This is a genomic window from Herbaspirillum sp. NPDC087042, from assembly GCF_044745245.1.
Classification (GTDB): domain Bacteria; phylum Pseudomonadota; class Gammaproteobacteria; order Burkholderiales; family Burkholderiaceae_D; genus Herbaspirillum.
In genome coordinates, this window is record NZ_JBIUZW010000030.1 from 1 (window position 1) to 4413 (window position 4413).

General features: G+C 62.5%; 5 protein-coding genes. All 5 read left to right on the forward strand.

The features are described from left to right. On the forward strand, positions 1-1772 hold a 1772-nt coding region (locus ACIPHN_RS24965), incomplete at its 5' end, for a molybdopterin-dependent oxidoreductase (RefSeq protein WP_400441655.1). Then, entirely contained in the window at positions 1773-2843 is a 1071-nt protein-coding gene (nuoH, locus tag ACIPHN_RS24970) for an NADH-quinone oxidoreductase subunit NuoH (RefSeq protein ID WP_400441658.1), read from the forward strand. A gap of 21 nt (positions 2844-2864) precedes the next feature. Beyond that, complete coding sequence (gene nuoI, locus ACIPHN_RS24975; RefSeq protein WP_006712947.1) at positions 2865-3353, forward strand: NADH-quinone oxidoreductase subunit NuoI; 489 nt, start codon at positions 2865-2867, stop codon at positions 3351-3353. 140 nt (positions 3354-3493) lie between these two features. Then, a complete protein-coding gene (locus tag ACIPHN_RS24980; RefSeq protein WP_400441661.1) occupies positions 3494-4135 on the forward strand; it encodes an NADH-quinone oxidoreductase subunit J in 642 nt (213 codons plus the stop codon). 18 nt (positions 4136-4153) lie between these two features. Beyond that, a partial coding sequence (gene nuoK, locus ACIPHN_RS24985) for an NADH-quinone oxidoreductase subunit NuoK (protein ID WP_400441663.1) occupies positions 4154-4413 on the forward strand: 260 nt, incomplete at its 3' end.

Genomic DNA, 4413 nt, shown 5'->3' on the forward strand with positions numbered 1-4413 from the left:
ACTCCGCGCTGTCGGGCAACATGATCGACCTGTGCCCGGTCGGCGCGCTGACCTCCAAGCCCTTCCGCTACAGCGCCCGTACCTGGGAACTGTCGCGTCGCAAGTCGGTGAGCCCGCACGACAGCGTCGGCGCCAACCTGATCGTCCAGGTCAAGGGCGGCAAGGTCATGCGCGTGCTGCCCTTCGAAAACGAAGAAGTCAACGAGTGCTGGATCTCCGACAAGGACCGTTTCTCCTACGAAGCGCTGGACAGCGAGCAACGCCTGACCAAGCCGATGCTGAAGCAGGACGGCAAGTGGCAGGAAGTGGACTGGCAGACCGCGCTGGAATACGTCGCCCACGGCCTGCGCAACATCCGTCACGAACATGGCGCTGACGCCATCGCCGCGCTGGGTACCCCGTACTCCACGCTGGAAGAACTGAACCTGCTGCAGAAGGTCGTGCGCGGTGTCGGTTCGGACAACGTCGATTTCCGTCTGCGTCAATCCGACTTCGCCCTGGATGGTCAGGTCAAGCCGTGGCTGGGCATGTCCATCGTCGAGTTCTCGCAGCTGAACCGCGTCTTCGTGATCGGTTCCTTCCTGCGCAAGGATCACCCGCTGCTGTCGGCTCGCCTGCGCCAGTCGGCCAAGAGCGGCGCCAAGGTCAGCGTGCTGCACGCCACCGACGACGATCTGCTGATGCCGATCGCCAACAAGATCATCGCCGCCCCCTCCGCATGGTTGGGCGCGCTGGCTGAAGTGGCTGTGGCCGTGGCCGAAGCCAAGGGTGTGGCCGCTCCTGCCGCCTACGCCGGCGTGACCGCCTCCGACGCTGCCAAGGCAACCGCCGCCAGCCTGCTGTCGGGCGAGTCCAAGGCCGTGTTCCTGGGCAACGCCGCCGTCCAGCATCCGCAAGCGTCGCAACTGCACGCTGCGGCCCAATGGATCGCCGAACAGACCGGCGCCAAGCTGGGCGTGCTGACCGAAGGCGGCAACGCTGTCGGTGGCTACCTGGCCAACGCCGTGCCGACTCCGGGCAAGGGCGCCAACGCTGCTGCCGTGTTCGCACAGCCGCGCAAGGCCTACCTGCTGTTGAACGCCGAGCCGGAACTGGATAGCCAGAACCCGCAAGCCGCCCGTGCCGCCCTGGATCAGGCCGACATGGTCGTGGTGATGTCGGCCTACCAGCATGGCGCCGACTACGCCGACGTGCTGCTGCCAATCGCACCGTTCACCGAAACCTCCGGCACCTTCGTCAACGCTGAAGGCCGTGCACAAAGCTTCAACGGCACCGTCAAGCCGGCCGGCGATGCACGTCCGGGCTGGAAGGTCCTGCGCGTGCTGGGCAACCTGCTGGGCCTGGAAAACTTCGACTACGAGACGTCCGAGTCCATCCGCGACGAACTGCTGGGCAAGGAAACCGACCTGTCGGCCCGCCTGGGCAACGCTGCCTCGCTGCCGGTCCAGGCCGTGTCGGCCGCCGCCGGCGCGCTGGAACGCGTGGCCGATGTGCCCATCTACTTCGCTGACGCGATCGCCCGCCGTTCCGCTGCGCTGCTGGAAACCCGCGATGGTCAGGCCCCCAAGGCATGGCTGTCGGCTGCTCTGGCCGCCAAGCTGGGCGTGGCTGAAGGCGACCAGGTCAAGGTCAAGCAAGGTCAGGGCAGCGCTGCGCTGACCGCGGCCATCGATAAGAAACTGCCGGAAAACGTGGTTCGCGTCGCTGCTGCGCACGCCTCCACCGCTGCACTGGGCGGCATGTTTGGCGCAATCGTCGTGGAGAAAGCGTAAATGGATCACCTGATCGCCCAAATCAATACCATCGGCCCGGCGACGCTGGGTCCGGCGCTGTTCACGCTGCTGTGGACTCTGGTGAAGGTCATCGTGGTGCTGGTGCCGCTGCTGCTGTGCGTGGCCTACATGACCTACTGGGAGCGCAAGCTGATCGGCTGGATGCACGTGCGTCTGGGCCCGAACCGCGTGGGTCCCGCCGGCCTGCTGCAACCTATCGCCGACGCCGTCAAGCTGATCTTCAAGGAAATCTCGACCCCGTCCAAGGCCAACAAGGCGCTGTTCTACCTGGCACCGGTGATGACCATCATGCCGGCGCTGGCCGCCTGGGCTGTGGTGCCGTTCTCGCCGGAACATGTGTTGGCCAACGTCAACGCCGGTCTGCTGTACCTGATGGCGATCACCTCGATGGAAGTCTACGGCATCATCATCGCCGGCTGGGCCTCCAACTCGAAGTACGCCTTTCTGGGTGCGATGCGCGCCTCGGCACAGATGGTGTCCTACGAAATCTCCATGGGCTTCTGCCTGGTGGTGGTGCTGATGGTCTCGGGCAGCCTGAACATGACCGACATCGTCCTGACCCAGACCAAAGGCCAGTTCGCCAGCATGGGCCTGAACTTCCTGTCCTGGAACTGGCTGCCGCTGCTGCCGATCTTCGTGATCTACTTCGTCTCCGGCGTGGCTGAAACCAACCGTCACCCGTTCGACGTGGTCGAAGGCGAATCCGAAATCGTGGCCGGTCACATGATCGAATACTCGGGTATGTCCTTCGCCATGTTCTTCCTGGCTGAATATGCCGCGATGATCCTGATCTCCATCCTGACCTCGCTGCTGTTCTTCGGCGGCTGGTCGGCACCGGTGGCAGCGCTGGACTTCATTCCTGGCTGGATCTGGCTGGGTGCGAAGACCTTCTTCTTCCTGTCGCTGTATGTGTGGATTCGCGCTTCGTTCCCGCGCTACCGCTATGACCAGATCATGCGTCTGGGCTGGAAAGTGTTCATTCCGCTGACCCTGGTGTGGCTGGTGGTCGTGGCGATCTGGATCCAGTCGCCCTGGAATATCTGGAAATAAGATTGAAGGCTGAGGCTAAAAATGGAAGCTATTAAGGATTTTTTCGGCAGCCTGATGCTCCGCGAACTGTTCAAGGGCCTGGCCCTGACCGGTCGCTACCTGTTCAAGCGCAAGATCACGGTGCAATTCCCCGAGGAAAAGACACCGATGTCGCCGCGTTTCCGTGGTCTGCACGCACTGCGTCGCTACCCCAACGGTGAAGAACGCTGCATCGCCTGCAAGCTGTGCGAAGCGGTCTGCCCGGCGATGGCTATTACCATCGAATCCGAGCAGCGTGCCGACGGTACCCGTCGCACCAGCCGCTACGACATCGACCTGACCAAGTGCATCTTCTGCGGTTTCTGCGAAGAGTCCTGCCCGGTCGACTCGATCGTCGAAACGCATATCCTGGAATACCACGGTGAAAAGCGGGGCGACCTGTACTACACCAAGGAAATGCTGCTGGCAGTGGGCGACCGCTACGAAAACGAAATCGCCGCAGCCCGTGCTGCCGACGCCGCCTACCGTTGATCGGGACTGCCGGGCCGCCTGAGGCGGCCGGGCAGGGCAGGATCGAAGTGCTTGGGATGGATGTAGTGCGATGGAATTGCAGCTGAAGGTGTTGGCGTGCAGTTCCGGTGCTGATTGAATGAACCAACTTCTGGTTGATTATGGAATTTAAAACTGTCTTGTTCTACGCGTTCGCCGTGATCCTCGTGATCGCCGCCATGCGCGTCATCACCGCCCGCAACCCGGTGCACGCGGCGCTGTTCCTGGTGCTGTCGTTCTTCTCGGCGGCCGGTCTCTGGATGCTGCTCAAGGCCGAGTTCCTGGCCATCGTGCTGGTGCTGGTCTACGTGGGTGCGGTGATGGTGCTGTTCCTGTTCGTGGTGATGATGCTCGATATCAACATGGACAAGTTGCGAGAGGGCTTCTGGGGCTACTTCCCGCTGGCCGCCACCATCGGCGTGATCATCGTGCTGGAAATGGCCGCCGTGCTGCTGCGCAGCTTCTGGGTCTCGGAGTCGCAGGTGCCGGCCGCCGCCGACACCATCGGCCAGACCAAGCCGCTGGGCAAGCTGATCTTCACCGAATACGTGTACGCCTTTGAAATCGCTGCCGTGATCCTGCTGGTGGCCATCGTCGCCGCTGTGGCGCTGACGTTGCGCCGCCGCAAGGACAGCAAGTACTTCGACCCGGCCCAGGCGGTCAAGGTCAAGGCATCCGACCGCGTGCGCCTGGTCAGCATGAAGGCCGAATCCACCCGCAACGCGCCTGCTGCCGATGCGGCGGCCGACGGTCAACAATCTTAAGAAGGGCGATCAAGAATCATGGCAATCACGCTCTCCCACTACCTGATCATCGGCGCGATCCTGTTCGCGATCTCGATCGTCGGCATCTTCCTGAACCGCAAGAACATCATCGTGCTGCTGATGGCGATCGAACTGATGCTGCTGGCGGTCAACATGAACTTCATTGCTTTCTCGCATTACCTCGGTGACGCGGGCGGACAGATCTTCGTGTTCTTCATCCTGACCGTGGCTGCGGCTGAATCCGCGATCGGAATGGCGATTCTGGTGGTGAAGATCCT